This is a genomic window from Stenotrophomonas sp. 86156_Sma (assembly GCF_056481625.1).
The window spans coordinates 4,180,167-4,206,280 of sequence record NZ_CM151157.1; the positions used below are offsets into that span (position 1 = coordinate 4,180,167).

The 26,114-nt window shown below is 66.7% G+C and carries 21 protein-coding genes, 1 pseudogene and 1 riboswitch; of the genes and pseudogenes, 16 read left to right on the top strand and 6 right to left on the bottom strand.

From position 1 onward, the window contains the following. Nucleotides 1-7 precede the first annotated feature (7 nt). Nucleotides 8-109, bottom strand: a riboswitch (TPP riboswitch). A gap of 245 nt (nt 110-354) precedes the next feature. After that, nucleotides 355-1,932: a BCCT family transporter gene (locus tag ACZK33_RS19380; RefSeq protein WP_049400562.1), complete on the top strand. Its 1,578-nt coding sequence runs from the start codon at nt 355-357 to the stop codon at nt 1,930-1,932. A gap of 558 nt (nt 1,933-2,490) precedes the next feature. Here the strand turns inward: ACZK33_RS19380 and ggt are convergent. Continuing rightward, on the bottom strand, nt 2,491-4,284 hold the full coding sequence (gene ggt, locus ACZK33_RS19385) for a gamma-glutamyltransferase (protein WP_423175197.1): 1,794 nt from the start codon (nt 4,282-4,284) through the stop codon (nt 2,491-2,493). Further along, nucleotides 4,281-4,700: a hypothetical protein gene (locus tag ACZK33_RS19390; RefSeq protein WP_423175198.1), complete on the bottom strand. Its 420-nt coding sequence runs from the start codon at nt 4,698-4,700 to the stop codon at nt 4,281-4,283. The genes ggt and ACZK33_RS19390 overlap by 4 nt, the downstream gene beginning before the upstream one ends. A gap of 196 nt (nt 4,701-4,896) precedes the next feature. Here ACZK33_RS19390 and ilvC point away from each other — a divergent pair, with 196 nt between their 5' ends. The 9 genes from ilvC to leuB all read left to right on the top strand — a co-directional run bounded on the left by ilvC (nt 4,897) and on the right by leuB (nt 14,551). Next, nucleotides 4,897-5,871 carry a ketol-acid reductoisomerase gene (ilvC, locus tag ACZK33_RS19395; RefSeq protein WP_032130453.1) on the top strand — a complete coding sequence of 325 codons (975 nt, stop codon included), beginning with the start codon at nt 4,897-4,899 and terminating at the stop codon, nt 5,869-5,871. A 39-nt stretch (nt 5,872-5,910) separates the two neighbouring features. Further along, complete coding sequence (gene ilvG, locus ACZK33_RS19400) at nt 5,911-7,647, top strand: acetolactate synthase 2 catalytic subunit (RefSeq protein ID WP_423175199.1); 1,737 nt, start codon at nt 5,911-5,913, stop codon at nt 7,645-7,647. Then, on the top strand, nt 7,631-7,882 hold the full coding sequence (locus ACZK33_RS19405) for an ACT domain-containing protein (RefSeq protein ID WP_014038403.1): 252 nt from the start codon (nt 7,631-7,633) through the stop codon (nt 7,880-7,882). The genes ilvG and ACZK33_RS19405 overlap by 17 nt, the downstream gene beginning before the upstream one ends. Before the next feature lie 96 nt (nt 7,883-7,978). Continuing rightward, nucleotides 7,979-9,070, top strand: a complete 1,092-nt coding sequence (locus tag ACZK33_RS19410) for a threonine dehydratase (RefSeq protein ID WP_032130451.1) — start codon at nt 7,979-7,981, stop codon at nt 9,068-9,070. Continuing rightward, nucleotides 9,067-10,653: a 2-isopropylmalate synthase gene (locus ACZK33_RS19415; protein ID WP_032130450.1), complete on the top strand. Its 1,587-nt coding sequence runs from the start codon at nt 9,067-9,069 to the stop codon at nt 10,651-10,653. Before ACZK33_RS19410 ends, ACZK33_RS19415 begins: the two co-directional genes overlap by 4 nt. A gap of 10 nt (nt 10,654-10,663) precedes the next feature. Next, the gene (locus tag ACZK33_RS19420; protein WP_423175200.1) at nt 10,664-11,443 is read left to right on the top strand and encodes a class I SAM-dependent methyltransferase; all 780 of its coding nucleotides are present in this window, start codon (nt 10,664-10,666) and stop codon (nt 11,441-11,443) included. A 60-nt stretch (nt 11,444-11,503) separates the two neighbouring features. Then, nucleotides 11,504-12,922, top strand: coding sequence for a 3-isopropylmalate dehydratase large subunit (gene leuC / locus ACZK33_RS19425; protein ID WP_423175201.1), 1,419 nt, complete (start codon nt 11,504-11,506; stop codon nt 12,920-12,922). After that, a complete protein-coding gene (leuD, locus tag ACZK33_RS19430) occupies nt 12,922-13,500 on the top strand; it encodes a 3-isopropylmalate dehydratase small subunit (protein ID WP_423175202.1) in 579 nt (192 codons plus the stop codon). The genes leuC and leuD overlap by 1 nt, the downstream gene beginning before the upstream one ends. After that, nucleotides 13,490-14,551, top strand: a complete 1,062-nt coding sequence (gene leuB, locus ACZK33_RS19435) for a 3-isopropylmalate dehydrogenase (RefSeq protein WP_423175203.1) — start codon at nt 13,490-13,492, stop codon at nt 14,549-14,551. Before leuD ends, leuB begins: the two co-directional genes overlap by 11 nt. 168 nt (nt 14,552-14,719) lie before the next feature. On the opposite strand, the gene ACZK33_RS19440 is transcribed toward leuB, so the two are convergent. Beyond that, nucleotides 14,720-15,493 carry an SDR family oxidoreductase gene (locus tag ACZK33_RS19440; protein WP_012512043.1) on the bottom strand — a complete coding sequence of 258 codons (774 nt, stop codon included), beginning with the start codon at nt 15,491-15,493 and terminating at the stop codon, nt 14,720-14,722. Between the two features lie 117 nt (nt 15,494-15,610). Between ACZK33_RS19440 and ACZK33_RS19445 the strand changes: the two genes are divergently transcribed. From ACZK33_RS19445 to ACZK33_RS19455, 3 genes and pseudogenes are all read left to right on the top strand, one after another. Then, a complete protein-coding gene (locus tag ACZK33_RS19445) occupies nt 15,611-16,516 on the top strand; it encodes a LysR family transcriptional regulator (protein WP_423175204.1) in 906 nt (301 codons plus the stop codon). Between the two features lie 131 nt (nt 16,517-16,647). Continuing rightward, complete coding sequence (locus ACZK33_RS19450; RefSeq protein WP_440862312.1) at nt 16,648-16,779, top strand: hypothetical protein; 132 nt, start codon at nt 16,648-16,650, stop codon at nt 16,777-16,779. 79 nt (nt 16,780-16,858) lie between these two features. After that, nucleotides 16,859-17,002 (top strand): annotated as a pseudogene (locus ACZK33_RS19455) (LysR family transcriptional regulator); the annotation flags it as partial. A 312-nt stretch (nt 17,003-17,314) separates the two neighbouring features. Here ACZK33_RS19455 and ACZK33_RS19460 read toward each other — a convergent pair. Then, complete coding sequence (locus ACZK33_RS19460; RefSeq protein ID WP_423175205.1) at nt 17,315-20,476, bottom strand: efflux RND transporter permease subunit; 3,162 nt, start codon at nt 20,474-20,476, stop codon at nt 17,315-17,317. A gap of 4 nt (nt 20,477-20,480) precedes the next feature. Further along, nucleotides 20,481-21,611 carry an efflux RND transporter periplasmic adaptor subunit gene (locus tag ACZK33_RS19465; protein WP_423175206.1) on the bottom strand — a complete coding sequence of 377 codons (1,131 nt, stop codon included), beginning with the start codon at nt 21,609-21,611 and terminating at the stop codon, nt 20,481-20,483. Nucleotides 21,612-21,730: 119 nt separating this feature from the next. Here ACZK33_RS19465 and ACZK33_RS19470 point away from each other — a divergent pair, with 119 nt between their 5' ends. The 3 genes from ACZK33_RS19470 to ACZK33_RS19480 all read left to right on the top strand — a co-directional run bounded on the left by ACZK33_RS19470 (nt 21,731) and on the right by ACZK33_RS19480 (nt 24,570). Then, nucleotides 21,731-22,411, top strand: coding sequence for a TetR/AcrR family transcriptional regulator (locus tag ACZK33_RS19470; protein WP_032129095.1), 681 nt, complete (start codon nt 21,731-21,733; stop codon nt 22,409-22,411). A gap of 136 nt (nt 22,412-22,547) precedes the next feature. Continuing rightward, complete coding sequence (locus ACZK33_RS19475) at nt 22,548-23,195, top strand: protein-L-isoaspartate O-methyltransferase family protein (protein WP_049398378.1); 648 nt, start codon at nt 22,548-22,550, stop codon at nt 23,193-23,195. Nucleotides 23,196-23,211: 16 nt separating this feature from the next. Continuing rightward, on the top strand, nt 23,212-24,570 hold the full coding sequence (locus tag ACZK33_RS19480; RefSeq protein WP_132810755.1) for a TolC family outer membrane protein: 1,359 nt from the start codon (nt 23,212-23,214) through the stop codon (nt 24,568-24,570). Nucleotides 24,571-24,670: 100 nt separating this feature from the next. On the opposite strand, the gene ACZK33_RS19485 is transcribed toward ACZK33_RS19480, so the two are convergent. Continuing rightward, complete coding sequence (locus ACZK33_RS19485) at nt 24,671-25,888, bottom strand: APC family permease (RefSeq protein ID WP_423175207.1); 1,218 nt, start codon at nt 25,886-25,888, stop codon at nt 24,671-24,673. Nucleotides 25,889-26,114 lie beyond the last annotated feature (226 nt).

The following is a 26,114-nucleotide window of genomic DNA, read 5'->3' on the forward strand; positions in this document are numbered from 1 at the left end:
CCGGGCATGGCTGCACTGCAAAGCTTCCCTACGCCGGTATGAGCCGGATCAGGTTCCAAGGGACTGTCTCAACCGTGGCCACATGGCCGCGGTACCCCCGCTTCTTGGTGTGCATTAGAGCATAGAACGCACTGCAGCTCCTGGTGGTTCCATCCACGCACGGCGTGGATCTGCTGTTTCTGTATTAACAGAACCGTGACATCGCATTCAGTAACGTGCACGCGCATCGTGCCGCTGCGGCCGGTGTTTCCCCGCCGCCTCCGCGGCCCCTGCCCGGTCTGTGCTGCATGTCGCCGGCCCCTCGCAGCAAGCTCTGCTCGCTCCCCTCAATCCCTTGATCGGAGAAGCTCCTTCATGGTGTTTCGCGTTTCCATCGCACTGGTTCTGCTTCTGGTGCTGCTTGCCGGTGTTGCACCCGGCCCCTTCAATACCGTGGTGCAGTCGGTACTGGCCGATGTCATCCGCAGTGTCGGCTGGCTCTATCTTCTGGTCGTGTTCCTGGCACTGACGTTCCTGATGTACCTGGCATTCGGTCGCTTCGGCAACCTGCGCATCGGCGGTGAAGATGCCGAGCCGGAGTTCTCGCGCGCCAGCTGGATGTCGATGCTGTTCGCAGCCGGCATGGGCATCGGCCTGGTGTTCTGGGGCGCCGCCGAGCCGATTTCCCACTTCACCAAGCCTCCGGAAGGCCTCGCACCGCAGAGCATGGACGCGGCGCGGGCTTCGATGCGCTATGCATTCTTCCACTGGGGCCTGCACCCGTGGGCGATCTACGCGCTGATCGGCCTGGCCATGGCCTGGTTCCAGTTCAACCGCAATGGCCGTGGACTGGTCAGTGACATGCTGCAACCGATCATCGGCCGGCACCATCGCGGCTGGATCGGACGCGTGGTCAACATCGCCGCGGTTGTTGCCACTGCCATTGGCGTGGCCACCACGCTGGGCTTCGGCACCATCCAGATCGCTGCCGGCATGGAACGCGTGTTCGGCCTGCACGCGGGTGTGCCACTGCAGCTGACCATCATCGCCATCGCGTTCGTGCTGTACATGGCCTCCACCGCCAGCGGTGTCGAGCGCGGGGTGAAGTGGCTGTCCAACTTCAATCTTGCACTGGCCGCGCTTCTTGCGGCCACCGTACTGGTGCTGGGTCCGACCGGATTCATCTTCGATACGTTCACCACCACACTGGGGTCGTACCTCAACCAGCTGGTGACGATGAGCCTGCGCATGTCGCCGTTCTCGGGCAGCACATGGGTAGCGGACTGGACCATCTTCTACTGGGCGTGGTGGATTTCCTGGGCCCCGTTCGTCGGCTCGTTCATCGCGCGCATCTCGCGTGGGCGCAGCGTCCGCGAGTTCGTCATCGGCGTCGTGCTGGCACCCACGGTGCTGGGCTTCTTCTGGTTCGCGGTGTTTGGTGGTACTGCCCTGTGGGCGCAGATCTTCGGCCATGCCGACCTGGTGCAGGCGCTGGGCAACGGCTATGAAACGGTGCTGTTCACCCTGTTTGACAGCATGCCGCTGCCCTTGCTGCTTTCCTGCATCGCACTGGTGCTGCTGATGATCTTCTTCGTGACATCAGCCGATTCGGCGGTGCTGGTGCTGGCCAGCATGTCCACTGACGAGGCAGGCGATCCGCCGTTGAAGCGCAAGCTGGCCTGGGGCATCGCGGTGGCGCTGATCGCAGCGGCGTTGCTGCTGGCCGGTGGCCTGGATGCACTGCAGGGCATGATCACGATTGCGGCGTTGCCATTCGCGCTGCTGATGGTGCTGGTGATGGTGTCGCTGTACCGGGTGCTGGACCAGGAGTACACGCGGGAGCGGCGGCAGGCGCAGCGCCAGCGGCACATGATCGATGCGTGGATCGCACGGGAGATGGCGGCGCAGGAGGAGACCCAGGCGGAGGCGGCGCGCGCGCACGATCAGGATTGAGGGTGTTTTGCAGCCTGCGGCTGCACCGCTTCTTTCAAGCAAGTGCAGATTCAAAAGCCAGAGCGGCTCTGGGTTGCTGCTTGCTTGGCGGGGAGGGGGCAGATGGCGGGACACACCGCAAGTACGTCCCTGTAGGCTCGGCCACGGCATCCATGCCGTGGACGGTCCCGCCATCTGCCCCCTCCCCGCCTCCGACAGTTTCCCGGTGACGGTGGGTTTTCCACGCTATGCGTGGATGAGGTGTATCGGAAAACAAGAAGGGGTCGGATTCGTTTTCCTCCGGAAAATGGATCCGCCCCCTACTCACAGCACGCGGCTGTTGCCATTGCCTTTGCTCTTGATCTTCTTTTTTCTTTTCCTGCGGTGATGGACACGGAAACTATCCGTGGCCGGGCGGGTGGGCTGGGCGGGGGTGTCCGCGGCATGGATGCCGCGGCCAAGCCTCCAGGGACGGATTCACGGCGTCCCCCGACCAGCCCACCCGCCCGGCCCAATCACATGATCCCGCTTCCACGAACCATCACCGCGGAGGGGGCTGCGCCCGGTGGCCGGGAAACCTCAATACCCCGCCGCCTGCCCATCCTTTCGACTCTCAGACGCACCGTAGTAAACGCCGGATTCCGGATCACGCATGATCGCCTGATACCCGCCATACGGACCATCGGCGAACACGATGCGATGCCCCTTGCGCATCAACGCACGCACCGTTTCATACGGGAAGCCGGTTTCCAGATTCACTTCACCACCGTCGGTCATCGCCGTGGCCTGACCTGTCGGTTCAGTCGAGCCTTCGTGCTGGATGCGCGGCGCATCACCGGCTTCCTGCAGGTTCATGCCGAAATCCACCAGGTTCATCACGATCTGCGCGTGGCCCTGCGGCTGCATCGCGCCGCCCATCACGCCGAAGCTGGCATACGGCTTGCCGCCCTTGGTGATGAACGCCGGGATGATCGTCTGGAACGGGCGCTTGCCCGGTGCGTAGCCGTTGGGATGGTTCTTCTGCAGCACGAACATCTCGCCACGATCCTGCAGGATGAAGCCCAGCCCCGGCGGCGCCATACCGCTGCCCATGCCGCGGTAGTTGGACTGGATCAGCGACACCATCATGCCGTCGGCGTCGGCCACGGTCATGTAGATGGTGTCGCCTTCTTCCAGCTGCTTCGGCGTGCCCGGCTGCACTTCCTTCAGCGCCTTGTCCATGGAAATCAGCGCGCGGCGCTGTGCGGCGTAGTCCTTGGAAATCAGCTTCTGCACCGGCGCCGGCTGGAACGCCATGTCGGCATAGAAGCGCGCGCGATCGGCGAAGGCCAGCTTCTTCGCTTCAACGAACAGGTGCACATGCTCCGGTGAACCGAAGGGAATCTTCGAGAAGTCGTAGCCTTCCAGCACGTTGAGGATCTGCAGCGCGGCGATGCCCTGGCTGTTCGGCGGCAGCTCCCACACGTCGTAGCCACGGTAGTTGCTGCTGACCGGTTCGACCCACTCACCGTGGTGGTCAGCCATGTCCTGGTAGCTCAGGTAGCCACCGTTGGCCTTGAAATAGTCGCCGATGGTGCGGGCGATATCGCCCTTGTAGAAGGCATCGCGGCCGCCGTCGGCAATCTGCTGCAGGGTGTTGGCCAGGTTCGGGTTCTTCCACATCTCACCCTTGCGCGGGGCGTGGCCGTTGATCGTGAACTGTTCCTTGAAGCCCGGGTACTGCGACAGCTTGGGCACCGAGCGGTCCCAGTAGTAGGCGATCACCTCGGCCACCGGATGGCCCTCGCGGGCGTAGCGGATCGCCGGCGCCAGGTTGTCGGCCATCGGCTTGCGGCCGAAGCGGTCGTGCAGCGCGAACCAGCCATCGACTGCGCCGGGCACGGAGACCGGGAGCGGGCCGGTAGCCGGGATGTCCTTCAGGCCACGGCGCTGGAACTCGGCCAGGGTGAGTGACTTCGGCGAACGGCCCGAACCGTTGTAGCCATAGAGCTTCTGCGTCTTCGGGTCCCAGACGATGGCGAACAGGTCGCCGCCGATGCCGTTGCCGGTCGGCTCCATCAGGCCAAGCGCGGCGTTGGCGGCGATCGCCGCGTCCACCGCCGAGCCACCGCCCTTCATCACGTCCAGCGCGATCTGGGTGGCCAGCGGCTGTGAAGTGGCAGCCATCGCATGCGGGGCGATCACCTCCGAACGCGTGGCAAAGGTGTGGCCGGTGATGCGGTCGGCGGCGGAAGACAGTGCGGGCACAGCGGCCAGCAGAGCAGCGGCCAGCAGGGAACGGGCAAGGCGTCGGGACACGGTCGGGTTCCGATGGAAGGGTGGTCCCTCGATCTTCGCCGCTGCGGCCTGCATGCGGTATCGGGCAGAGGTCATGGACGTTGATCCTGGGCTGGGTGCGGAAGGTCCGCCCCCACCAAGGCGAAAATCCGCCGGATTCCGCGCAAAAACTGCCCTGAAAGGAGTGAATTCGGGTTCACCAAAACACTTTCAGCGGCAACCATCCTTGTGCCGCAAGCGATTGCGCTGGATGCAGCGGAAACCGATAAAAAATCCGTCACGAGGGTTGACAGCGCCGAAACGGCTGTGTTTCTCTCGATCACATGTTGCATCACAACACGCCACCGCGAACCCACATCGAAGCCGCCGACATCGGCGCCGCCTCGCTGCGTTCGATTCTTGTGCTCGTACTTATTACCCAACCAACAGGTGCGGGACGAGCCAGCGTGTAAGCAACAAACACACCGGAACTCTTCAAAAACCCGCACCCGCCCCGGTGCGGGTTTTTTCATTTCAGAACCTGGTTTCAGACGCAACCACCATGCACAACGCCGATCGCACAACCCGGACCTGCACCACCGCGACGCCTCGTGGTGGCTGTGCCTGTGCAACGCGCGGCGCCTCCTCCACCGCTTTCCCCTGACCGGCCGGCACGTCACCTCGACGACCGGCCGTTCTTTTTTCTTCCCACCGCAAGGAACCTCCCCCATGAGCACCAACGACCTGCCCCAGACCAAGATCGCCGTCATCGGCTACGGCAGCCAGGGCCGCGCCCACGCGCTGAACCTGCGTGAATCCGGCTTCGATGTGGTGGTAGGCCTGCGTCCGGGCGGCCCGACCGAAGCCAAGGCGCAGGCCGATGGCTTCACCGTGATCGCGCCCGCTGAAGCGGTGAAAGACGCCGACCTGGTCGCCGTGCTGACCCCGGACATGGTGCAGAAGAAGCTCTACAACGACGTGCTGGCGCCGAACATGAAGCAGGGCGCCTGCCTGCTGTTCGCGCATGGCCTGAACGTGCACTACGGCATGATCGAGCCGCGCGCCGACCTGGACGTGGTGCTGGTTGCGCCGAAGGGCCCGGGTGCGCTGGTGCGTCGTGAGTATGAGATCGGGCGCGGCGTACCATGCATCTGGGCGGTCTACCAGGATGTCAGCGGCAAGGCTGCGCAGCACGCGCAGGCCTATGCGGCCGGCCTCGGCGGCGCTCGCGCCAACCTGATCCAGACCACCTTCAAGGAAGAGACCGAGACCGATCTGTTCGGCGAACAGGCGGTGCTGTGCGGTGGTGCCTCGGCGCTGGTGCAGGCCGGTTTCGAAACCCTGGTCGAAGCCGGCTACCAGCCGGAGATCGCCTATTACGAAGTGCTGCACGAACTGAAGCTGATCGTGGACCTGTTCTACGAAGGCGGCATCTCGCGCATGCTGGAGTTCATCTCCGAGACCGCGCAGTACGGCGACTACGTCAGCGGCCCGCGCGTGATCGACGCCGGCACCAAGGCACGCATGAAGGAAGTGCTGAAGGACATCCAGGACGGCACCTTCACCAAGAACTGGGTGGCCGAGTACGAAGCGGGCCTGCCGAACTACAACAGGTTCAAGCAGGCCGACCTGGAGCACCCGATCGAAAAGGTAGGCAAGGAACTGCGCGCCAAGATGGTCTGGTTGCAAGGACAGGCCGCGTAACCGCGCGGCCCTCCCCCACCCGCTTTGCAAGGTTCCCCCATGAACTCTTCGACACATCGCAGCGCGCCGCCCAACGGCGCGCGCTGGCTGACCCAGGCGCTGGAGGCCGAAGGCGTCCGCACGCTGTTCGGCTATCCCGGTGGCACCATCATGCCGTTCTACGACGCGCTGGTGGATTCGTCGCTGAAGCACATCCTGGTACGCCATGAGCAGGGCGCGGCGCTGGCCGCCAACGGTTTTGCCCGCGCCAGCAACCAGGTGGGTGTCTGCGTGGCCACCTCCGGCCCGGGCGCCTCCAACCTGGTCACCGGCATTGCCGATGCGATGCTGGATTCGGTACCGATGGTCTGCATCACCGGTCAGGTCGGCACGCCGCTGCTGGGCACCGACGCCTTCCAGGAACTGGATGTGTTCGGCCTGACGATGCCGATCGTCAAGCACAGCTGGCTGGTGCGCAGCGTCGATGACCTGCCGCGCGTGGTCGCCGATGCGTTCCGCATCGCCCGCGAAGGCCGGCCCGGCCCGGTGCTGATCGACCTGCCCAAGGACGTGCAGCTGGCCGATGCCAGTCATCTGCCAGCGCACGTGCCGAGCAGCATCGAGCCGCCGCCTGCGCCGGCCGAAGCGGCCATCGCCGAGGCCATCGCCGCACTGGCAGCCGCCGAAAAGCCGGTGGTCTACGCCGGTGGTGGCATCGCGCTGGGCGACGCGGTGCAGGACCTGCGTGACTTCGTCGAGGCCAGCGCCATCCCCACCGTGATGACCCTGCGCGGCCTGGGTGCACTGCCGGCCAACCACCCGCAGTCGCTGGGCATGCTGGGCATGCACGGTACCCGCGCGGCCAACATGGCGGTGCAGGAAAGCGACCTGCTGCTGGTGCTGGGTGCGCGCTTCGATGACCGTGCCACCGGCAAGCTGGCCGAGTTCGCACCGTTCGCCCGCGTCGTCCACATCGACGCCGACGCCTACGAGATCTCCAAGCTGCGCAGCGCCGACGTCGCCGTGCCCGGCAACGTCGGCCATGCCATCCGCGCCCTGCGTGCGGCCTTCCCCTCCCCCAAGGCCCACCAGGACGCATGGCGCAAGCGCTGTGCACAGCATCGTGATCGTTTCGCTGCGCGTTACGACGCCCCCGGCCAGCATATCTACGCCCCGGCGCTGCTGAAGCGCCTGAGCGAGCTGGCACCGGCCGATGCAGTGATCGCCTGCGATGTCGGCCAGCACCAGATGTGGGTCGCCCAGCACTGCCGTTTCAACCACCCGCGCAATCATCTGACCAGTGGCGCGCTGGGCACCATGGGCTTCGGCCTGCCGGCCGCGATGGGTGCGCAGTTCGCATGCCCCGAGCGCACCGTGGTGCTGGTCTCCGGCGACGGCAGCTTCATGATGAACGTGCAGGAGCTGGCCACCATCGCGCGTTGCCGCCTGCCGGTGAAGATCGTGCTGCTGGACAACAGTTCGCTGGGCATGGTGCGGCAGTGGCAGGAGCTGTTCTTCGCCGAGCGTTACAGCGAGATCGACCTGTCCGACAACCCGGACTTCGTGGCACTGGCACAGGTGTTCGGCATCGCCGCCACCCGCATCGACAACCGCGACGACGTGGAAGGCGGCCTGGCCGCGCTGCTGACCGAACCGGGCCCGGCACTGCTGCACGTGGCCATCGATGCGCGCGCCAACGTGTGGCCGCTGGTGCCGCCGAACACCGCCAACAGCACGATGCTGGAAAGCAATCCCGCCCACGCCCGCCAGGAGACCCCCAATGCAATACCGGCTTGACCTGGTGCTGCACCCGGCCGAAGGCGCGCTGCTGCGCGTGATCGGCATGGCCGAACGCCGTGGCTTCGCGCCGCGTGCGATCAGTGGTGCGCCGGTGGCCGCCGACGATGGCCGCTGGCACCTGCAGCTGGTGGTGGATGGCCAGCGTCCGGCGGAAACGCTGTGCCGGCAGATCGAGAAGATCTACGACTGCGTGTCCGTGCAGGTCACCGCCGTGGAAGGAGCATCCGTATGAACACCCGTACCGTAGCGACCACGGTGCCGGTACGGAGGCGTCTTCTTCGCCGCCCGCGCCCGCATGCGGCGGTCTTCTGCACTGCGCTGGTGGCCCATGCCGGCCGCTGACACCAGCCAGGAAAGCGATGTCGGCGACGTAAGCGTCGCCGACGTACTGGCGGCGCAGGCTCGTCTGCGCCGCTTCCTGCCGCCCACCCCGCTGCACCATGCCGAACGCTTCGGTACCTGGCTGAAGCTGGAGAACCTGCAGCGCACCGGTTCCTACAAGGTACGCGGCGCATTGAATGCGCTGCTGGCCGGCCGCGAGCGCGGCGATACCCGGCCAGTGATCTGCGCCTCGGCCGGCAACCATGCCCAGGGCGTGGCGTGGGCGGCCTACCGCCTGGACGTGCCGGCCATCACCGTGATGCCGCACGGCGCACCCGCCACCAAGATCGCCGGCGTCGCCCACTGGGGCGCGACCGTGCGCCAGCACGGCACCAGCTATGACGAGGCCTACGCCTTCGCGGTCGAACTGGCACAACGCCACGGCTACCGCTTCCTGTCCGCGTTCGACGATGCCGACGTGATCGCCGGCCAGGGCACGGTCGGCATTGAGCTGGCCGCACACGCGCCGGACGTGGTGATCGTGCCGATCGGCGGCGGCGGGCTGGCCTCCGGCGTTGCGTTGGCACTGAAATCGCAGGGCGTCCGCGTCGTTGGCGCGCAGGTGGAAGGCGTCGATTCGATGGCCCGCGCGATCCGCGGTGACGTGCGCGAGATCGCCCCCGTTGCTTCGCTGGCCGACGGCGTGCGGGTGAAGATTCCCGGCTTCCTGACCCGCCGCCTGTGCACCTCGCTGCTGGACGACGTGGTGATCGTGCGCGAAGCCGAACTGCGCGAAACCCTGGTCCGCCTGGCACTGGAAGAACACATCATCGCCGAGGGCGCCGGTGCGCTGGCGCTGGCCGCCGGCCGCCGCGTCGCCGGCCGCCGCAAGTGTGCGGTGGTCTCCGGCGGCAACATCGATGCCGGCGTCCTGGCCGGCCTGCTCACCGACATCCGCCCGCGCCCGCCACGCAAACCACGGCGACGGCGCAGCGAAACACCGCGCTCGCCCGCCAAGGCCAGCGCCATCGCTTCCCCCACCTCTTCCCCTTCCCCCCTGCAAGCCGTCGCACCCGCTGTCGAGGAGATTTCCCTGTGACCACCATCGAACGAATTACCACCCCGCGCATCCGCATCTTCGACACCACCCTGCGTGACGGCGAGCAGTCCCCCGGCTGCAGCATGAGCCCGCCGCAGAAGCTGGTGATGGCGCGTGCGCTGGACGAACTGGGCGTGGACATCATCGAGACCGGCTTCCCGGCCAGCTCGCAGTCCGACCGTGAGGCGATGGCACTGATCGGCCGCGAACTGCGCCGCCCGAGCCTGACCCTGGCGGTGCTGTCGCGCTGCCTGCAGGCCGACATCGAAACCTCCGCACGTGCGCTGGAGGCCGCTGCCAACCCGCGCCTGCACGTGTTCCTGTCGACCAGCCCGCTGCACCGCGAGCACAAGCTGCGGATGACCCGCGAGCAGGTACTGGAGTCGGTACGCAAGCACGTATCGCTGGCCCGGTCCTATATCGACGATGTCGAATTCTCGGCCGAGGATGCCACCCGCACCGAGCTGGACTACCTGATCGAAGTCGCGCGCGTGGCCATCGCTGCCGGCGCCACCACCATCAACCTGCCCGACACCGTCGGCTTCACCACGCCGGAAGAGATCCGCGCGATGTTCCAGCAGGTCATCGCCGGCGTCGCCGACGTGCCGAATGCCGCCAATGTGATCTTCAGCGCGCACTGCCACAACGACCTGGGCCTGGCCGTGGCCAACTCGCTGGCCGCCATCGAAGGCGGCGCGCGCCAGGTCGAGTGCACCATCAACGGCATCGGCGAGCGCGCCGGCAACTGCTCGCTGGAAGAGATCGCGATGGTGCTGAAGGTGCGCCAGGCCTTCTACGAACAGGACAGTTCGATCAACACCCCGCGCATCGTCGGCACCTCGCAGCTGTTGCAGCGCCTGGTCGGCATGCCGGTACAGCGCAACAAGGCCATCGTCGGTGCCAATGCCTTCGCCCACGAATCGGGCATCCACCAGCACGGCATGCTGCGCCACCGCGGCACCTACGAAATCATGCGTCCGGAAGACGTGGGCTGGGAGGATTCGCAGATGGTGCTGGGCCGCCACAGTGGCCGCGCCGCCGTCGAAGCGCGCCTGCGTGCGCTGGGCTTCTGGCTGGACGAAGACGAACTGAAGCTGGTGTTCGAGCAGTTCAAGGGCCTGTGCGAACAGCAGCGCGTGGTCACCGATGCCGACCTGCAGACGCTGATGCAGGGTGGCTCCAACGCGCAGGGCTATCGCCTGGCGTCGATGACCATCAGCGACGTCGGCAGCCGCGCCAATGCACTGGTCGAACTGTCCGACCCGGACGGCAACCGCGTGGCCGAGACCGCGCAGGGCGATGGCCCGGTCGATGCGCTGTTCGGCGCGCTGTCGGCCGCTACCGGCGTGCAGCTGATGCTGGACAGCTACCACGTGCACAGCGTCGGCATCGGCGCCGATGCGCGCGGCGAAGCCAATCTGAGCGTGCGCCACGAGGGCGTGGAGTACGACGGCACCGGCACCAGCAAGGACATCATCGAAGCCTCCGCGCTGGCCTGGCTGGATGTGGCCAACCGCCTGCTGCGCCAGCGCCAGGCTGCCGCCCACAGCAACACCGACGTTGCCACCCCCGCCACCGCCTGAGGACCCCGCCATGAGCGCCTTCGACACCCCCACCCCGACCAGCGCCGCTGGCCAGCAGTGGAACGCCCAGGATTATGCGATCGACGCCGGCTTCGTGCCGCTGCTCGGCGGCGCGGTATCGCGCCTGCTCGACCCGCGCGCCGGTGAACGCATCCTCGACCTGGGCTGTGGCGATGGCGTGCTCAGCACTGAGCTGGCGCTCAGCGGCGCGCACATCCACGGCGTGGATGCCTCGCCGGAGCTGGTGATCGCCGCGCGTGCGCGCGGCGTCGATGCGCAGGTGATGGATGGCCACGCGCTGTCGTTCGACAGCGAGTTCGATGCGGTGTTCAGCAATGCGGCACTGCATTGGATGGGTAACCCCGACCATGTGCTGGAAGGTGTGCGCCGCGCACTGCGCCCGGGCGGCCGCTTCGTTGCCGAGTTCGGCGGCCATGGCAACGTGGCCACGATCATCGCGGCGGTGCAGGCTGCACGCGCGGCCCATGGCCACGGCGCCAGCGCATTCCAGTGGTACTTCCCCACTGCCGATGCCTACGCCGACCGCCTGCGCCAGCATGGCTTCCAGGTGCAGCTGATCGAGTGCACGCCGCGACCGACCGCACTGCCGACCGGCGTGGCCGGCTGGCTGCGGGTATTCGCCGCACCGCTGCTGGACGACCTGTCAGCCGAGGCACGCGCCACCGTGCGCGAGGCCGCCACCGCATTGCTGGCCGAGCTGCCGCGCAATGCCGCCGGCCAGCCGCTGGCCGACTACGTGCGGTTGCGGGTGCTCGCTCGCCGCCGCTGACATGACCTTTTCGCTATCTTTCCTGATGTCCGCACCTTCGTACTTCTGCCAGGCACACGCATGACTTCCGCACCCCGCACCCTGTACGACAAACTGTGGGACGCCCACGTGGTTGTCCCTGAATCCGACAGCGCGCCCGCCGTGCTGTACATCGACCTGCACCTGATCCACGAGGTGACCTCGCCGCAGGCGTTCACCGAACTGCGCGAGCGCGGCCTGTCGCCACGCCGCCCGGATCGCACCAAGGCGACGATGGACCACTCCACGCCGACCCTGCCGGCTGCCGCCGATGGCACGCTGCCCTACGCCAGCGCGGCGTCCGAGGCACAGGTCGCCACGCTGGCACGCAACTGCGCAGAGCACGGCATCGAGCTGTTCGACATGGCTTCGGACAACCGCGGCATCGTCCACGTGATCGCGCCCGAGCAGGGCTTCACCCAGCCCGGCATGACCATCGTCTGCGGCGACAGCCACACCTCCACCCATGGTGCGTTCGGTTCGCTGGCGTTCGGCATCGGTACCAGCGAGGTCGGCCACGTGCTGGCCACGCAATGCCTGCTGCAGCGCAAGGCCAAGACCCTGGCAATCACCGTCGATGGCGTCCTGGCGCCGGGCGTCGGTGCCAAGGATGTGGTGCTGCACATCATCGGCGTGATCGGCGTCAACGGTGGCACCGGCCACGTGATCGAGTTCCGTGGCAGCACCATCGAAGCGATGGACATGGAACAGCGCATGACCCTGTGCAACATGTCGATCGAGGCCGGCGCACGCGCCGGCATGGTGGCGCCGGACCAGGTCACCTTCGACTTCGTCGCCGCGACCCCGCGTGGTCCCAAGCGCGCCGACTTCGACGCTGCCGTGGCACGCTGGCAGCAGCTGCGCAGCGATGAAGGCGCACGCTTCGACAACGAGGTGCACATCGACGCCGCCGATATCCGCCCCACCCTGACCTGGGGCACCCACCCGGGCACCGCCATCGCGGTGGATGCGCCGATTCCAGCGGCCAATGATGCCGCCGCACAGAAGGGCCTGGACTACATGCACTTCCAGGCCGGCAAGGCGCTGGCGGGTACGCCGGTGGATGTGGTGTTCGTCGGTTCGTGCACCAATGGCCGCCTGAGCGACATGCGCGAAGTGGCGCAGGTCCTGCGCGGTCGCCGCGTCGCCGAGCGGGTGCGCATGCTGGTGGTGCCGGGCTCGGAAATCGTCAAGCGCGAGGCCGAGGCCGAAGGTATCCATGAGATCGTACGCGCGGCCGGTGCCGAATGGCGCGAGCCGGGCTGTTCGATGTGCATCGCCATGAACGGCGATCTGGTTGCGCCTGGCCAGCTGGCCGTGAGCACCAGCAACCGCAATTTCGAGGGCCGCCAGGGTCCCGGTTCGCGCACGCTGCTGGCCTCACCGATGAGCGCCGCGTGGGCCGCAGTGAACGGGCACGTTGCCGATACCCGCGACCTGTTCGCACAGGAGGTGGCGTGATGGCCGGTTTCCGTACCCTGACCTCGGCCAGCGTGGTGCTGCGCCAGACCAACATCGACACCGACCAGATCATCCCGGCCCGGTTCCTGTCCACCACCGAACGCGCCGGCCTCGGCCGCAACGCGTTCAATGACTGGCGCTGGCAGGCCGACGGTTCCCCGGTGGCCGACTTCGCCTTCAACCAGTCACACAACGCCGGCCGCAGCATCCTGCTGGCGGGCCGCAACTTCGGCTGCGGTTCCTCGCGCGAGCATGCACCATGGGCGCTGACCGACCTCGGCCTGCGTGCCATCGTCAGCAGCGAGATCGCCGACATCTTCCGCGGCAACTCGCTGAAGAATGGCCTGCTGCCGATCGTGCTGGACGAGCCCGACGTACAGGCGCTGATGCAGCGCCCGGACGATGAACTGACCATCGACGTCGCCGCGCGCGAGCTGCGCACGCCTGACGGCCGCGTCTATTCCTTCCCGCTGGATGGCTTCTCGCAGACCTGCCTGCTGGAAGGTGTCGACCAGTTGGGGTATCTGTTGGGCCGTGTCCCTGAAATCGAACGTTACGAGAGTGAGCATGCACGCTGAAATTGTTGTCCTGCCCGGTGATGGCATTGGCCCGGAAGTGGCCGCCGCGGCAGTCGCCGTCCTGAAGGCCGTCGCCGAACGCTTCAACCACACCTTCACCTTCAGCGAGCACGACATCGGTGGCGTCGCCATCGATCGCCATGGCGAGCCATTGCCCGCCTCTACGTTGACCGCCTGCCAGGCCGCCAACGCCGTACTGCTGGGTGCAGTCGGCGGCCCGAAGTGGTCCGACCCGAATGCCAAGGTGCGCCCGGAGCAGGGCCTGCTGGCGATCCGCAAGGCGCTGGGCCTGTATGCCAACCTGCGCCCGGTGCGTACCCATGAAGCCGCCCTGCACGCCTCGCCGATCAAGGCCGAGCTGCTGCAGGGGGTGGATTTCGTGGTGGTGCGTGAACTGACCGGTGGCATCTATTTCGGCGACAAGACCCACGACGCCGACAGCGCCAGCGATCTGTGCCGCTACACCGTGGCCGAGATCGAGCGCGTGCTGCGCAGTGCGTTCCGTCTGGCGCAGCAGCGTCGCGGCAAGGTCACCTCGGTGGACAAGGCCAATGTGCTGGAAACCTCGCGCCTGTGGCGTGACGTGGCCGCGCGCATCGGCCGCGAGGAGTTCCCGGACGTTGCGCTGGAGCACCAGCTGGTCGATTCAATGGCGATGCACCTGCTGGCCAAGCCGCGCGAGTACGACGTGATCGCCACCGAGAACATGTTCGGCGACATCCTCACCGATGAGGCGTCGATGCTGGCCGGCTCGCTCGGCCTGCTGCCGTCGGCCTCGCTGGGCGAACCCGGTGCGGTCGGCATCTACGAACCGATCCACGGTTCGGCCCCGGACATCGCCGGCAAGGGCATCGCCAACCCATACGCGACGATCTTCAGCGCGGCGATGCTGCTGCGCCATTCGCTGGGGCTGGAAGCGGAAGCCACCGCGGTTGAAGCGGCGGTGCACGCCGTGCTGGATGATGGTGTGTTCACCGCCGATCTGGCGGCGAAGGGCCAGGCCGTCAGCACCGCTGCCGCCACCGAAGCGGTGCTGGCCAAACTCAACTGATCCGATAGCGCCACGCCATGCGTGGCGCCCCTCCCTTTGGACATTGTGCGCAGCCCCCCCCCCATGGGGGGGCTCTACTGTAGATCCACGCCATGCGTGGATGCGCCATCCGTGCCAACCAAGGTTGGCACCTACCACCGCAGTAGAGCCACGCCCTGCGTGGCTGCGTTACTTGGTGGTGTAACCGCCATTGACCAGGATGGTCTGGCCAGTCATCCACCAGCCGTCGGTGACCAGGAAGCGGATCCACGGCACGATGTCGGCGATGTCGGTCAGGCCAGTGCGGGTGAATGCCGACAGTGCGGCCGCGGTCTTGTGATACGCCTGCGCATCGGCACTCTCGGCCGGATAGAAGAACGGCGTGTCCATCGGACCGGGGCCGATCGCCGTCACCGAGATGCCGCGCTCACCGAACTCCTTCGACGCCGCACGGGTGAAGTGCTCGACCGGCGCCTTGGTACCGGCGTAGCTGGAATAGAACGGCGTGAACGCGCCCAGCAACGAGGTGACCAGGGTGCAGATGCGACCGCCGTCATTGACGTTTCGACCGGCTTCCTTGAGGAAGAAGAACGCGGACTTCGCATTGACCGCGCTCATCTCGTCGTACTCGGCTTCGCTGATCTCCAGCATCGGCTTCTTCAGCACTTTGCCGACGGTATTGATGGCGATGTCGGGCCGGCCGACTGCAGCCACGGCATCGGCGAACAAGCGCTCCATCGCTGCGGCCGAAGTCAGGTCGCCCTGCAGCGCCACCGCCTTGCTGCCAGCGGCCTGCACGGCGGCGACCGTTGCTTCCGCATCAGCCTGGGTGGCGGCACTGTTGTAGTGGATGACGATGGCCTTGGCGCCCTGGCTGGCAAAGTCGCGGGCCAGCAGCCCGCCCAGGTTCTTGGCACCGCCAGCGATCAGCACGGTCTTGCCCTTGAGGGAATGGTCAGTCATGGCGTTTGTCTCAGGAGGGGGCTGCCCGGGGTGGCAACCCTGCCCTGACGACGATATCGTGCAGAAAATGCGGATAAAGCCCGCTACATTGACTTAACTTTCCAGAGTCAGCGAACAATGGACCGGATCGACCGCTTCCGCATCTTCACCCGGGTGGTGGAGAGCGCCAGCTTCACCCGCGCCGCCGACCAGCTCGGCCTGCCCCGCTCCACCGTTTCCGCGGCGGTGGCCGAGCTGGAGCAGCGGCTCGGCACCCGCCTGCTGCAGCGATCGACCCGTCGGGTGTCCACCACCCATGATGGGGACGTGTTCCATGCCCGCTGCCTGCGCCTGATCGCCGAGGTTGAAGACGCCGAATCGCTGTTCCGCCAGGATGACGCGCAACCGATTGGCCTGCTGAAGATCGACGTGCCCAGCCGCATCGGCCGCCGCATCATTGCCCCGGCGTTGCCCGACTTCTTCGCGCGCCATCCACAGGTGGAAGTGGACCTGGGCATGACCGACCGCGCGGTGAACCTGATCGAAGACGGTTGCGATGCGGTCCTGCGGGTCGGTCAGTTGGGTGACTCCAGCCTGGTGGCGCGCACACTGGGCCAGCTCGACTTCGTCAACGTCGCCGCGCCGGCCTACCTGCGCGAACACGGCGTACCGCAGCATCCTGCCGACCTGCAGCAGCACCGCGCGGTGAACTACGCATCGCCGACCACGGCGCGGGTGGAACCGTGGGAATGGCAGGACGGTGGCCAGCTGCGCACGCTGCCGATGCCTGGCTGGGTACGGGTAAACAGCGCCGAGGCCTCGATCGCGTGCTGCGTGGCGGGGCTGGGGTTACTGCAGATTCCGCGCTACGACGTGCAGGCCGAACTGCAATCCGGTGCGCTGGTGGAAGTGATGCCGCAGTACGTGGCGCAGCCGTTACCGGTGACCTTGCTGCAGCCGCACCGGCAACACCGCGCGCAACGCGTGCAGGTGTTCATCGAATGGCTGCTGCCGGTGCTGCGGAACGGCCTGCAGCTGCAGTAGATCCACGCCCTGCGTAGATGCATGCCGCGCAGATCAGTAGATCCACGCCATGCGTGGATGACTGATCCTGGTCCTCCGCAGCCACCCATGGGGTGGCTCTACTGCAGAAACTACCAACCTTGGTGGAAGTGATGCCACAGCACGTGGCGCAACCGCTGCCGGTGACCCTGTTGCAACCGCATCGGCAGCACCGCGCGCAACGCGTGCAGGTGTTCATCGAATGGCTGCTGCCGGTGCTGCGGAGCGGCCTGCAGCTGCAGTAGATCCACGCCATGCGTGGATGACTGAGCCTGGTCCTCCGCAGCCACCCATGGGGTGGCTCTACTGCAGAAACTACCAACCTTGGTGGAAGTGATGCCACAGCACGTGGCGCAACCGCTGCCGGTGACCCTGTTGCAACCGCATCGGCAGCACCGCGCGCAACGCGTGCAGGTGTTCATTGAATGGCTGCTGCCAGCGCTGCGGAGCGGCCTGCAGCTGCAGTAGATCCACGCCGTGCGTGGATGCACGCATCAGTGCCAACCAAGGTTGGCACCTACCAGGGCGAAGACCCGCTGCGGTAAATCCATGCCATGCGTGGATGCGTGCATCAGTGCCAACCAAGGTTGGCACCTACCAGGGCGAAGACCCGCTGCGGTAAATCCACGCCATGCGTGGATGCGTGCATCAGTGCCAACCAAGGTTGGCACCTACCAGGGCCAAGACCCGCTGCGGTAGATCCACGCCATGCGTGGATGCGTGCATCAGTGCCAACCAAGGTTGGCACCTACCAGGGCAGTGGCCGCCGAACCCGGGGCATTACGCCCCGGATTCGTCCGGCTTGACCCGGAACCACGCGGCGTACAGCGCCGGCAGGAACACCAGGGTCAGCACCGTGCCCACGATCAGGCCACCCATGATCGAAATCGCCATCGAGCCATAGAACGCACTGCGTGACAGCGGAATCATCGCCAGCACCGCCGCCAGCGCGGTCAGCACGATCGGGCGGAAACGGCGCACCGTGGCATCGATGATCGAATGCCAGCGGTCATGCCCGGCATCGATGTCCTGCTGGATCTGGTCGATCAGGATCACCGAGTTGCGCATGATCATGCCGGCCAGTGCAATCGTGCCCAGCAGCGCCACGAAGCCGAACGGGGCGCGGAACAGCAGCAGGAACAGGGTCGCACCGATGATGCCCAGCGGCGCGGTCACCAGCACCATCGCCGCACGCGAGAAGCTGCGCAGCTGCAGCATCAGCAGCGTGGCCACCACCACCAGGAACAGCGGCATGCCGGCCTTGATTGAGTTCTGGCCACGTGCCGAATCCTCCACGGTACCGCCGGTTTCCAGCAGGTAGCCATTCGGCAGCTCGGCACGGATGCCATCCAGCGTCGGCAGGATCTGATGCACCACGTCGAGTGGCTGCATGCCATCACTGATGTCGGCGCGCACGGTCACCGTCGGCAGACGGTTACGGTGCCAGATGATGCCATCCTCGAAGCCGTACTCCATCGTCGCCACCTGCGACAGCGTGATGCTGCCGCCGTTGGCGGTCGGCATCGACAGGCTGGACAGCAGCTCCAGCTGGTTGCGTTCATCGGCCGGCCCGCGCAGCAGCATCTCGATCTGGCGGTTACCTTCGCGATACACGCTCACCGACTGCCCGGCCAGCGAGCTGGACAGGAACTGGCTGACCTGGGCACTGCTCACACCCAGCGCGCGCGCACGCTCCTGGTCGATCACCAACCGCACCACCTTGCTCGGCTCGCTCCAGTCCAGGTTGACGTTCATCACGTGCGGGTTCTCACGCACCTTGGCCTCGACCTGTCGTGCGATCGCCTGCACCTTCTCGATGTGCTCGCCGGAAATACGCATCTGCACCGGATAGCCGACTGGTGGGCCGTTCTCCAGGCGGGTCACGCGCATCTGCACGTCCGGGAACTTCGGGATCACCTCATGCAGCAGCCAGTCACGGGTGCTCTCGCGCGACTTGATGTCCTTGGCCAGCACCACGAACTGGGCGAAGTTGGTGGCCGGCAGCTGCTGGTCCAGCGGCAGGTAGAAGCGCGGCGAACCGGTGCCCACGTAGGACACATAGTTGGCGATGCCCTCGCGGTTGGACAGCAGCTTCTCCAGCTTCTCGGCCTGGGCCTGGGTCGAGCGCAGCGACGCGCCCTCGGCCAGCTCGATGTCCACCATCAGTTCCGGCCGGGTCGAATCCGGGAAGAACTGCTGCGGCACGAAGCGGAACATCATCAGCGAGAACACGAACAGGCCGATGGTCGCGGCGATTACCCACCAGCGATGACGCAGGCAGGCATCCAGGAAGCGGCGGAAGCTGCGGTAGAACGGGCGCTGGTACGGATCATGGTCGTGCCCGTGCTGTGGCGGTGCGATCAGGTTGGCCAGCGCCGGATAGCGGTCGGCCCACTGCTGGCGCTTGGCCAGCCAGCGCGCGGACAGGCTGCCCGGCTTCGGCGGCTGCGGATTGAACAGGTCCGGCAGCATCTTGTCGCCCAGGTACGGGATGAACAGCACTGCGGCAATCCACGACACCACCAGTGCGATGGTCACCACCTGGAACAGCGAGCGGGTGTACTCACCCGTGCTCGATGCGGCGGTGGCGATCGGCAGGAAGCCGGCCGCCGTGATCAGGGTGCCGGTCAGCATCGGGAACGCGGTCGATTCCCAGGCGAAACTGGCCGCACGCAGGCGGTCGTAGCCCTGTTCCATCTTGGTGGCCATCATCTCCACCGCGATGATCGCATCGTCCACCAGCAGGCCCAGCGCCAGCACCAGCGCGCCCAGCGAGATCTTGTGCAGGCCGATGTCGAAGTAGTGCATGACGAAGAAGGTCATCGCCAGCACCAGCGGAATGGTCACGCCCACCACCAGGCCGGTGCGCAGGCCCAGCGAGAAGAAGCTGACCAGCAGCACGATCACCACCGCTTCGGTCAGCACCTGCACGAACTCGCCGACCGACTCCTCCACCGATTGCGGCTGGTCGGACACCTTGCGCAGCTGCATGCCGGCCGGCAGGGTCTTCTGCAGGCGTTCGAACTCGGCATCAAGGTTGGCGCCAAGCTTGAGAATGTCACCGCCGTCCTTCATTGCCACGGCCAGGCCGATCGCCTCCTCGCCCATGAAGCGCATCTTCGGCGACGCCGGGTCGGCGAAGCCGCGCTTGACCTCGGCGATGTCGCCCAGGTGCACGGTGCGGTCGCCAGCGCGGATCGGGAACTGGCGGATGGCGTCGATGTCATTGAACTGGCCGGTCACGCGCAGCTGCACGCGATCGGTGGCGGTCTCGAAGAAGCTGGTACCGGTGACCGCGTTCTGGTCGGCCAGTGCCTGCTGCACCTGCTGCATCGACACGCCCAGCGTGGCCAGGCGGGTGTTGGACAGCTCGATCCACACCTTCTCGTCCTGCAGGCCGACCAGGTCGATCTTGCCGACGTCGGGCACGCGCTGCAGCTCCAGCTGGATGCGGTCGGCGTAATCACGCATCACCGCGTAGTCGAAGCCCTTGCCGGTCAGCGCATAGATGTTGCCGTAGGTGTCGCCGAACTCATCGTTGAAGAACGGGCCGACGATCTCGCGCGGCAGCGTCGGCCGGATGTCGCCCACGCGCTTGCGCACCTGGTACCACAGATCCGGAATCTGCTTGGAGCGCAGGCTGTCGCGCGCCATGAAGATGACCTGCGATTCACCCGGGCGCGAATACGAGCGGATGAACTCGTACTCGCCGGTATTCATCAGCGCCTTCTCGAGCGGCTCGGTCACCTGCCGCGAGACCTGTTCGGCGGTAGCGCCCGGCCACAGCGTGCGCACCACCATCGCCTTGAAGGTGAACGGCGGATCCTCGGACTGGCCCAGATGCTTGTACGACCACGCGCCGATCAACGCGAACGCCAGCATCGCGAACAGCACCAGGGGTCGGTTGGCCAGCGCCCACTCGGAGAGATTGAAGCGGCGCACCGGCTTACTCCTTGGCCTTGGCGGCAGCGGTCGGCGCGGCCGGCTTCAGCACCGGACGGTTCTGCCGGTCCACGGCGATCACCGGCTGACCGGCACGCAGCAGATGGCCACCAGCAGCAACCACCCAGTCACCTGCGCTCACGCCGGACAGCACCGGCACGGTCTCACTGCCAAACGCACCGGTGGTGACCGCTGCAGCCTTCAGCGTGCTGTTGGCCGGGTCGACCAGCCACACGCTGGCGGTACCGTTGGCACCGCGCTGCAGCGCGCCCAGCGGCAGCTGCAGGGTGCCGTGGCGGCCGGCGCTGCTGTAGACGCGTGCGCTCTGGCCCAGTTCGACATCGGCCAGCGCATCGGCGGCCAGGCTGACCCGGGTCGCGTAGGTACGTGCCTGCGGATCGGCGGCGGCGGCGATCTCGCGGATCGTGCCCGGCAGGCGCTGGCCAGGACGGTTCCACAGCTCCACCTCGACCGGCTGGCCCACCGCATAGTCGCGGATGGTGGCCTCGGGCAGGTCGATCAGCACTTCGCGCCCGCCATCGGCGGCCAGGTTGAAGATGGTCTGGCCGGCCGACACCACCTGCCCGGCCTCGGCCTCGCGGCTGGCGATCACGCCGTCGGCCGGTGCGCGCAGCTGGGCGTAATCGGCCTGGTTGCGCAGCACATCGAGGTTGGCGCGGGCGGCGTTGGCCTGGCCCTGCGCGGCCTTGAAGGCGGCGGACTGCTGGTCCAGCTGCGAGCGGCTGACCAGTTGCTGGTCGGCCAGCACCTGGTAGCGCTTGAGGTCATCGCGGGCACGTACCAGATCGGCTTCGGCCGCAGCCAGCTGCGCCTGCGAGGCGCGGGCCTGCAGCGCGAAGTCGGCCACGTCCAGCTCGGCCAGCACATCGCCCTTCTTGACCCGCTGCCCGGCATCGACATGGCGCTTGACCAGGTTGCCACCGACGCGGAACGACAGCGGGCTTTCCTGCCGGGCACGCACCGTGCCCGGGAACGCCGCCGGGGCCTGCCCGGCCTGTTCGCCGGGGTGAACCACCAGCACCGGTACGGCCGCCTGTGGCGCCTGTTCCTGTCCCGAACAGGCTGCCAGCGCAGCCACCCACACCATACCGCCCATCCAGCGCACGATCTTCATCGGTCAACGTCCTGAAAACGCAGGGTTGCAACTAAGGGGGGAGCCGCGACTGCCGGCCCAGTTTAATAAACCGGCCGGTATAGTATAAATATCGAACCGCTTGGTCTAGTATTGTCGCGATGAGTTCTCCCACTTCCCGCAAGCCGTCGGCCAAGCCCGCTGCCAAGGCCGCCGGACCCGGGCGTCCCAAGGACCTCGGCAAGCGCGCGGCGATCCTTGAAGCAGCCAAGGCACTGTTCATCGAACAGGGCTATACCGGCGTGAGCATGGACACCATCGCCGCTCAGGCCGGCGTCTCGAAGCTGACTGTGTACAGCCACTTCGGCGACAAGGAGACCCTGTTCTCCGAGGCCGTGCAGTCAAAATGCATTGAAATGCTGCCTGATGCGCTGTTCGTGGCCGACGCGGACGGCCCCCTGCGCGACCAGCTGATCGGCATCGGCCTGGCCTTCTTCGAGCTGATCACCTCCGACGCAGCGATCTCGATCCAGCGCATGATGATGGCGCCGGAGACCGACGAACGCCTGCGCGAGCTGTTCTGGCAGGCCGGCCCGGAACGTACCTGCGAGGCCCTGGCCGATTTCCTGCGCGCGCGCGGCGAACGCGGCGAGCTGGACATCCCCGACTATTACCTGGCCGGCCAGCAGTTCCTGACCCTGGTCAAGGGCGAAGTGCACATGCATATGATGTGCGGCATGCCACTGTCACCGGTGGAGTGCGACCCTCTTGCCCATGTGACCGCCAGCATCGACTTCTTCCTGCGCGCCTATGCGCCGCGAGGGGCCGGGACGGCTGAATAACCAAAACTGAACGAACCGGAGGTCGCGATGACTTCCGGCACTGCGACCCCGGCCACCCGGCAGCTGATGCTCTGGGCGCGCCGCCGGCCTCCGGCACCGGTAAAATGGCCGGCCCACTGCGCTGGATTTGAACCTCATGACGATTGATTACGCCCACGCCCGCGAACTGATGGTGGAACAGCAGATCCGTCCCTGGGACGTGCTGGACATCAAGGTGCTCGACGTCCTGGCCCGCCTGCCGCGCGAGGCCTTTGTCGCCGATGCACACCGGGCACTGGCCTATGCCGATGTTGAACTCCCGATCGGCCATGGCCAGAAGATGATGAAGCCGGTCATCGAGGGCCGTACCCTGCAGGCACTGGATCTGCAGCCGGGTGACGAAGTGCTGGAAATCGGCACCGGCAGCGGCTTCCTGGCAGCCTGCATCGGCGCGCTGGCGCGCGACGTGCTGAGCCTGGAGATCGACCCGGAACTGGCCGCCGCCGCGCGTGCCCGCCTGGACGCTTCCGGCCTGGGCACCAACGTCCGCGTGGAAGTGGCCGACGCCCTGTCCTGGCAGACCGAACGCCGCTTTGACGTGATCTGTGTCACTGGTGCGGTCGACGTGGTGCCGTCACAGTTCGCCTCGTGGCTGCGTCCGGGTGGTCGCCTGTTCGTCATCCATGGCCGTTCGCCGGCGATGGAGGCCCTGCTGGTCAAGGCCGACGGCAGCACCGAGTCCCTGTTCGAGACCGATATTGATTACCTGCGTGGTGCCGCCCCGGCCCCCCAGTTCCACCTCTGAGTCCAAGGAAGCCGCAATGATCCGCCGATCCCTCGCTGTTGCGCTGGCCACTGCCCTGCTGCCGTTGTCCGCCCATGCCGCCGACCTGCTGCAGGTCTACGAAATGGCGCGCAATGGCGATCCGCAGCTGTCCGCCGCCGAATCCACCCGGCTGTACGACAAGGAAGGCGCCGTGCAGGCCCGCGCTGCCCTGCTGCCGCAGATCAACGGCCAGGCCACGCTGAACCGCTCGCGCAGCGAGGCGGACCATGACGCCAACTCCGGCACCGTGACCAGCAAGCGCCGCAACTACACGATCGAAGGGAGCCAGACGCTGTTCAACTGGACCCAGATCAACAACCTGCGTTCGCAGCGCGAGCTGAGCAAGGCGGCGGACTTCACCCTCGATTCGGCCAACGACAGCCTGATCGTGCGCACCTCGGCGGCCTACTTCAACGTGCTGGTGGCAATCGAATCGCTGAACGCCGCACAGACCAATGAAGCGGCCGCGAAGAAGCAGTTCGACTTCGCCGACAAGCGCCTGGAAGTGGGCCTGGCGCCGATCACCGACGTGCACGAAGCACGCGCCCAGTACGACCAGGCGCGCGCCAACACCATCGTTGCGCAGAACACCCTGGCCGATAACTACCAGGCCCTGACCGAACTGACCGGCCAGCCGGTGGTCAACCTGCGCGGTCTGCCGGCGGACTTCCGCCCGGAAGTGCCGGCCAACCGTGGCAACATCGATGAGCTGGTGCACCAGGCCACCAACCAGAATCCGGCACTGAAGGCACAGGAACTGAAGGTCAGCGCCGCCGAGGCCGGCGTGCAGGCCGCACGTGGTGGCCACTACCCGACCCTGTCGCTGGGCGGCAGCTGGGGCAAGACCGCCACCTGGGGCGACAGCACCGGTGCTGGCTCGTTGTCGCCGGATGCACGCACCAACAGCATCGGGCTGACCCTGAGCGTGCCGATCTTCGCCGGTGGTGCCACCCAGTCCGGCGTGCGCCAGGCACTGGCCCAGCGCGACATCGCCCAGGACGGCTACGAGCAGCAGAAGCGTGCCCTGGACCGCAATACCCGCAATGCCTACCAGACCCTGGTGCAGGGCATCAGCGAAGTGGAAGCGCGCCGCCTGGCGGTGGTTTCGGCACAGAGCGCATACGACGCGTCGCAGGTCGGCCTGGAAGTCGGTACCCGTACCGTGCTGGACGTGATCCAGAACCAGCGCATCCTGTTCTCGGCGCAGTTGGACTACGCCCAGGCCCGCTACACCTTCCTGCAGAACCGCCTGCTGCTGAGCCAGTCGCTGGGTGCGCTGGACGTAGCCGAGCTGCAGGACGTGAACCGCCTGCTGACCCAGGACGCGGGCAACCCGGCGACGACCACGCACTGAGTCGTCGCCCTGCCAGCAACGAAGAAGCCACCCGGGAGGGTGGCTTTTTTGTGGGCAGCGCGTACGGCCCCACCCAGACATGGCGCAGATCCGCCGGCCGTCAGCCCGGCCACGCGCCTGCCCGCTCCACTGCGGCCAGCACGCACAGCGCCGCGGCCAGGGGCGCAAGCACCATCGCAGCACCCGGCATCGGCGCGCGCACACGCAGTACTGCCAGGCACAAAGCCGCCATCACCAGCAGGGTTGCCGGACCCGGCAGCACCGGCAATGCATCGACGGGCGTTCCCAACGCCAGCAGCGCCGCCAGCACCACGGTAACCGGTATCAGCCGCGTCCGGAACCCGGGCGCTTCATCCACGGCCACAGGCCAGAGCTGCGCTGCCAGATGTGTGGCCAGCGACAACAGCACCAGCAGCAGTGCTGCCAGCCCGGCCATGCCCGCCAGCGGCAGCATCGGCAGCAACCACTGCAACTGCGGATGGCCCTGCAATGCCACCGACAACGGCCGCGTACTGGCCAATGCCGGAAACTCGACCAGGCCGGCCTGCAACGCCGCCAGTACGATCAGCAGCAGCATTGCCAGCAGCAGCGCGGCCGCCAGCAGCCCTGGTGACCGCGCACGCACCTGCGGGCCACGCCCAGGAAACCCCAATGCCAGACCCACACTGGCAAACACCGCCAGCAATGGCACGCTTGCCGCCAGCACCCCGCCGGGTCCGAACCGATAGGGCGCGGTGGCGTCCGGCAGCCACGGAATCCAGTTCGCGTAGTGCACGTGGCGGACCGCCAGCGCCAGCAGCAACAGCCCAACACCGATCTTCGCCGTCAACAGCACGCAGACCATCAGCGCGATGCGACGCGGAGGCAGCAACACGAACGCCCCCAGCACCAGCAGGCTGGTGACGGCCATTACCTGATCCGGCAATGCGCTGCCGGTTTCAATACCGCGACTGGCAAACACCGCACGCGCGTGGCCCGCCATGGACTGCGCCACGCCGGCGCTGGTCACCACCAGCTCCAGCAGCAGCACAGCACCCAGCAGGCGCGCGACTGCGGTGCCCCAAGCGGCTCGCAGCGGGCCGTACAGGCCGTCGGCTTCCGGCTGCTGCTGGTTCAGCACGTGCAGGCAATACAGCATCGGCGCTGTGCCCAGTGCGGCCAGCAGCAGACTCAGTACGATGGCCGGGCCGGCCTGGGCGGCGGTGTACTGGCCGACCAGGGCGATCACGCTGCCCCCCAGCAACAGGGTCAACGCCACCAACGCGAAGTGATCCATTCCCAGCAGCGCGTGCCGGCCACGGCGGTTGTCGCTGTCCATCGCAAGCCCTCTTGATTCCGCCCAAGCGCGGTCGACAGCAGGCTGGCAGCCTGCGCCAAAGGGCGGTATCAGAATCCGTACCGTGCGCATCGCGATGTGACCACAAACACGTTCGCAGCCACGCATCCGGTTCTGCTGCGACAGGAATCCGGCTGCTAAGCAGAATTGATGCAGTCGATCACGTCAGTCGGTCCACGTAGTGTCCGCCCTGGCGGTGTTGCTGCCC